Annotated in this window: 5 protein-coding genes; 1 reads left to right on the forward strand and 4 read right to left on the reverse strand. The window is 39.1% G+C overall.

Going from position 1 to position 5,374, the window contains the following annotated elements; translation table 11 throughout:
* Nucleotides 1–335: 335 nt before the first annotated feature.
* A complete protein-coding gene (locus H6A61_RS14835; protein ID WP_204394669.1) occupies nt 336–3,092 on the forward strand; it encodes a substrate-binding domain-containing protein in 2,757 nt (918 codons plus the stop codon).
* 47 nt (nt 3,093–3,139) lie between these two features.
* Here the strand turns inward: H6A61_RS14835 and H6A61_RS14840 are convergent, their stop codons facing one another.
* From H6A61_RS14840 to H6A61_RS14855, 4 genes are all read right to left on the reverse strand, one after another.
* On the reverse strand, nt 3,140–3,415 hold the full coding sequence (locus tag H6A61_RS14840) for a Txe/YoeB family addiction module toxin (protein WP_204394670.1): 276 nt from the start codon (nt 3,413–3,415) through the stop codon (nt 3,140–3,142).
* A 2-nt stretch (nt 3,416–3,417) separates the two neighbouring features.
* Entirely contained in the window at nt 3,418–3,732 is a 315-nt protein-coding gene (locus tag H6A61_RS14845; protein WP_154043368.1) for a hypothetical protein, read from the reverse strand.
* A gap of 141 nt (nt 3,733–3,873) precedes the next feature.
* Nucleotides 3,874–4,752 carry a carbohydrate kinase family protein gene (locus tag H6A61_RS14850; protein ID WP_204394671.1) on the reverse strand — a complete coding sequence of 293 codons (879 nt, stop codon included), beginning with the start codon at nt 4,750–4,752 and terminating at the stop codon, nt 3,874–3,876.
* A gap of 107 nt (nt 4,753–4,859) precedes the next feature.
* The coding region (locus H6A61_RS14855; RefSeq protein ID WP_204394672.1) for an MFS transporter at nt 4,860–5,374 on the reverse strand (515 nt) is incomplete at its 5' end.

Here is a 5,374-nt window from a genome sequence, read left to right on the forward strand (position 1 = left end):
TAAAATGCTAGGAAATATGATAAGCCTCTTAAGGAAACAAGGGCTATCCGATGAAGATATTGCTAAAGAGCTGAATATAGGAATTAATAAACTAGCGGAATATGTATAAAAAAGTGAAATAGATATTGTATCTCACATTGTATTTACGCTTAGCAAACATTGTATGCATACTGCTTGAATGTAGTTTTGAAAATCATACATGTTCACTAAGCGTTATTTTTACTCACCTATAGAAGAGATACAGCCCCCTATACTACATTTGTAAATATTGTATTTATTGATTACTTTTGCATAATAGACAGTAGAATAAATACCAATATACCTAACCCAATAAGATGAAACACAGCAGAATCAAACATATCGCAGGCAATGTCTGTATAACCCTTTCATTTTTTCTGTTATTATTTATTTCATCATGTTCTAAATCCGAACATGATTTCATTATCGGTGTATCGCAATGTAGCGATGACGAGTGGAGAAACCGAATGAACGACGAGTTAAAGCGTGAAGCGCTCTTTTACCCAAACCTGAAAATCAATATCAAGACAGTAAAAGACAATAGCAAAAAACAGATAGAGGATATAGAAAAATTCATATCCGACGGAGTTGATTTGCTCATTGTATCACCCAACGAAGCCAAAGCAATCACTCCTGTAGTGGAAAAGGCTTACGACAAAGGCATCCCTGTGGTATTAGTGGACAGAAAAATTGCCTCTGACAAATATACGGCATTTGTTGGCGGTGATAACTATCTTATGGGAAGACAGGCAGGAACCTACATAGCAAACAGACTTAACGGAAAAGGCAGAATCGTTGAACTGACCGGACTGAAAGGCTCCACTTCTGCCCTGGAAAGACAGAAAGGGATGAATGATGTGCTGAAAGATTTCCCCTCTATTGAAATAATTTCCACTGCAGATGCAGCATGGCTGAAAGCAAATGCAGAAAACAAGTTTGATTCAATTCTTTCAATATACAAAGATATCGATCTGGTATTTGCACAAAATGACCCGATGGCTGCCGGTGCCTACGAAGCAGCCAGAAAAAAAGGACGTGAAAAAGAAATGCTCTTTGTCGGTGTTGACGCCCTGGCTGGCGAAAAGCTTGGTGTCGAACTGGTAACCGACAGTATTCTTGACGCTACGTTTATATACCCTACAGGAGGTGACAAAGCTATCCAGGTAGCTATGAACATCTTGGAAAAGAAGAAATACGAAAGGGAAAATCTACTATCATCGGCACTTGTAAACGCCGGAAATGCCAGAATCATGCAGATGCAGACATCACATATCAAGACTTTGGATGACAAAATAAAAATACTGAATGAAAAACTTGATACATACCTTATGAGGTATTCATCACAAAAGATGTTTCTGTATGCATGCATAGTAATAGCCATCCTACTGGCAGTATTACTGTTCTTTGTAGTCAGGGCATACTGGACAAAAATAAGACTTAATGCGGAACTTGCCGAACAGAAACAACAATTGGAAGAGCAAAGGGATCAGCTTATTGACCTTTCACAGAAACTTGAAGAGGCTACAAAAGCAAAGTTGTCTTTCTTCACAAATGTATCTCATGATTTCCGTACTCCTCTCACTCTTATAGCCGATCCTGTGAAACGGTTGATGGAAAGCAAAAACATTAAAGAAGAAGAGAAATTCCTACTCAACATTATAAACAAGAATGTTACCGTTCTACTCAGACTGATAAATCAAATAATGGATTTCCGTAAATTTGAAAACGGAAAGCTGGAAATGCATCTCTCTGAATTCAACATAATGGACTGTATGAAAGAATGGGCAGAGGCGTTTCGTACATTAAGCTACAGAAAACATATCACATTCAGGTTTAATGCAGAAGAAGGCGATTATAACATCATAGCAGATGCAGAGATGATGGAAAGAATAACCTATAACCTGTTGTCGAATGCTTTCAAATTTACACCCGAAAACGGCTGTATAAGCATCTGCTTACGCAGGGGTACTGATAACAAGATTACAATGAGATTTACTGACACTGGCGCAGGTATGCCTGCAGAACACGTAAAACATATTTTCGAGAGTTTCTACCAGATAGACGTACATCATGCCGGTTCAGGAATAGGTCTTGCACTTGTTAAAGCATTTGTTGAAATGCATCATGGCGAGATTAATGTGGAAAGCACTGAAGGTAGAGGTACTGTATTCACTATCTGTATTCCTGTAAAACAGGATGGAACCGTAACAGGAAGTGTTGACCGTAAAGCTCTGCTTAACAACCTTAAAGAAGGTGCTGTAGTCATGGCAGATCAGGAAAGTCTTAAGGCAGAAAATAATAATGGAGGCAAGAAAGATGTATCGAAAGGTATAGTGCTTGTTATTGACGACAATCAGGATGTCAGGGACTACGTGAAATCGTTACTGGAGGGTGAATATTCTGTAATGGAAGCTGGCAATGGAGAAGAAGGATTGAAACTTGCTATTGCCGGAGTGCCAGACATAATAATCTGTGATGTGATGATGCCAGTAATGGACGGTATGGAATGTTGTCGCCGTCTGAAGGCAGAGCCACGCACATCACACATTCCTGTAATGATGCTCACGGCATACTCAATGGACGAACAGAAGATAAAAGGATATGAATGTGGTGCGGACTCATACATCTCCAAACCTTTCAGTTCTGAACTTCTGATGGCAAGACTACATAATCTTATAGATAACCGTAAAAGGCTGAAGGATTTCTTCGGAGACAAGACATTGACCAATGCTACTCCTCTGGCAGATGCAGACAAAGGTTTTGTGGAAAAGCTGCGCCGTCTGATTGAAGAAAATATCGGTAATGCTGATTTCAGCGTAGAAGATATGGGAGAACAGATAGGATTCAGCCGCGTTCAGCTGTACAGAAAGGCTAAAGCATTGACAGGATATACACCTAACGAGTTGTTAAGGATAGCAAGGCTTAACAAGGCAAATGCTATAATAAAGACTTCAAGCGAAAAAAGTATATCGGAAATAGCATACGAAGTGGGATTTTCATCGCCATCATACTTCACAAAATGCTATAAAGAGTTTTTTGGAGAAAATCCTACGGATGTATTAAAGAAAAAATAATAATATTTTTTATTGACGAGCTGACTAATCAGTTCGTCAATTAAATTCTATTTCATACCATAATGACCTTTTGCGGAAACTACCACAACAGTAACAATTTCTTCTTCAATGGTATAAATCAAACGATTGTATTTATCAATTCTTCTGCTCCAAAAACCGGAAAGATTTCCTTTCAAGGCCTCAATCTGACCTGTACCCGATGTAGGATGTTCTTGCAGCTCAACAAGAAGTTTTCGGATTTTAGTTATAGCTGAAGTATTTCCACTTTTCTTTAATAAGGCTATATCATCTGCAGCCCTATCACTGATTTCAACGATATACATTATCAAAGGTTATTTATGAAATTATTTATATCATCAACAGATTTCAGTACCACCTTTGATTTTGTTTTTCCCCTCTTATACTCATTTACTCTTTCAACCGTTTCATTCAGATTTTCAGGATAGGAGAAAAATTCATCATCACTCGGGCTGGGATTCTGTACCTCTAATTGTAATGTATCGGCTTTTGCTACAAGAATATTCTCAATATATGCCTTTAGGCTTTTTCCTTGTGATGCAGCCATTATGGAAAGTTTCTGTAATGTTTCTACAGGTAAGTCTATATTCTTTCTTTTCTTTTGTAAAGCAACTGTTACCATAATCATATATTTTCTGCAAATATATATAATATACATGATATATATCATATACATTATATTATTTAATCCTAAATATATAAAAAAAGCAAGTTGACGAGACCAGAACCTCGTCAACTTGCCAACTTATATATTTGTTACATATTAGTCCAGATACACATCCGGCAACACAGGCATGGCGCCGTTCTGCGTACATACGTATGCAGAGACTTTTACTGCAAGCTCATGAGCCTCACGTACTGACTTTCCTTTAAGAATGGAAGCTACGAATGTAGCGGTAAAGGAATCACCTGCCCCAACTGTGTCGGCAACAACCACTTTCGGCGTCTCTACAAATGAAACACTGCCCGGAGTAAATACATAACTGCCGTTCACTCCGCAGGTGAGTATCAGCATCTTCAGGTTGTACTTGGCCAGGAGGATCCAACATTTGTCCTGAAGGTCGATGCCGGGATAGCCGAACATGCGGCTCACTGTGACGAGTTCTTCATCGTTTATCTTCAGAATGTTGCACTTACGGAATGAATTGCAAAGTATTTCCTTTGTATAAAAACCCTGACGAAGATTGATATCAAATATCTTCAATATATCATCACCTTCGGGCATAGCGTCTATAAAACGGTTGATTGTCTCACGCGACACGACACTGCGCTGTGCCAAGGAACCGAAACATACGGCACGGGTATGACGGGCCAAATCTTCAAGGGCAGGAGAAAACGGAATATTATCCCATGCAACACCTTCCTTTATGTCATAACAAGGCACACCTTCGGCATCAAGTTCTACCTGTACGGTTCCTGTAGGATAAGGAACTGTCTCTACTATTCCGTAAAGTTTCTTTTCACGGAAATTTTCAAGTATTTCTGCACCTAGTTTGTCATCACCTACAGCACTTACTATGCGGCTGTTAAGGCCGAATTGTGAAATATGATATGCAAAATTTGCAGGGGCACCACCCAATTTCTTTCCTTCCGGAAGCACATCCCATAGCGCTTCACCCATTCCTACTACTATATCGTTCATGAAATTCAATTAAGTCAATTAAGAATTAAAAATTAAAAATTAAGAACCGACGGTCAACGTAGTTAATAAAGAACCGACGGACGACAAAGCTAATTAATGAGCACAACTCATTTTTTCAATTTCATGGTGTAGAAGAGTAAGTAGATAACTCCTACTGCCATTACTGCTACTGCTCCGTCCTGACCGGCTGCATCGGAAGCAAATCCCATAAGCAATGGAAATACTGTTCCACCGAAAAGACCCATTATCATCAAACCTGATATCTCGTTTTTCTTTTCTGGCATTGAAAGAAGAGCCTGAGAGAATATTATCGAGAATACATTTGAATTACCGAAACCTATCAATGCGATGGATGTGTATATCACTGAATCGGCATCTGAAATCAACAGTCCTACCATTGCTGCAAGCATACAGAGTACACTTATAAGGAAAAACGAACGGGCTGAAACTTTCTGAAGGATAATAGAACCGGAGAAACAGCCGATAGTCCTGAAGATGAAATAAAGGCTGGTCGCAAAAGAAGCCTCATCAAGGCTCATGCCAAGACGTTCCATCAATATCTTTGGAGCTGTGGTATTGGTTCCGACATCTATACCTACATGACACATTATACCGACAAAAC

Origin of the sequence: Bacteroides caecigallinarum (assembly GCF_016901995.1) — a bacterium.
In the GTDB taxonomy this organism is placed as follows: Bacteria; Bacteroidota; Bacteroidia; order Bacteroidales; family Bacteroidaceae; genus Phocaeicola; species Phocaeicola cellulolyticus.

Bases quoted from the DNA above. Each gene is read 5' to 3' on its own strand.
- H6A61_RS14845 (WP_154043368.1), bottom strand. From the start codon at position 3,732: ATGGTAACAGTTGCTTTACAAAAGAAAAGAAAGAATATAGACTTACCT.
- H6A61_RS14850 (WP_204394671.1), bottom strand. From the start codon at position 4,752: ATGAACGATATAGTAGTAGGAATGGGTGAAGCGCTATGGGATGTGCTT.
- H6A61_RS14835 (WP_204394669.1), top strand. From the start codon at position 336: ATGAAACACAGCAGAATCAAACATATCGCAGGCAATGTCTGTATAACC.
- H6A61_RS14840 (WP_204394670.1), bottom strand. From the start codon at position 3,415: ATGTATATCGTTGAAATCAGTGATAGGGCTGCAGATGATATAGCCTTA.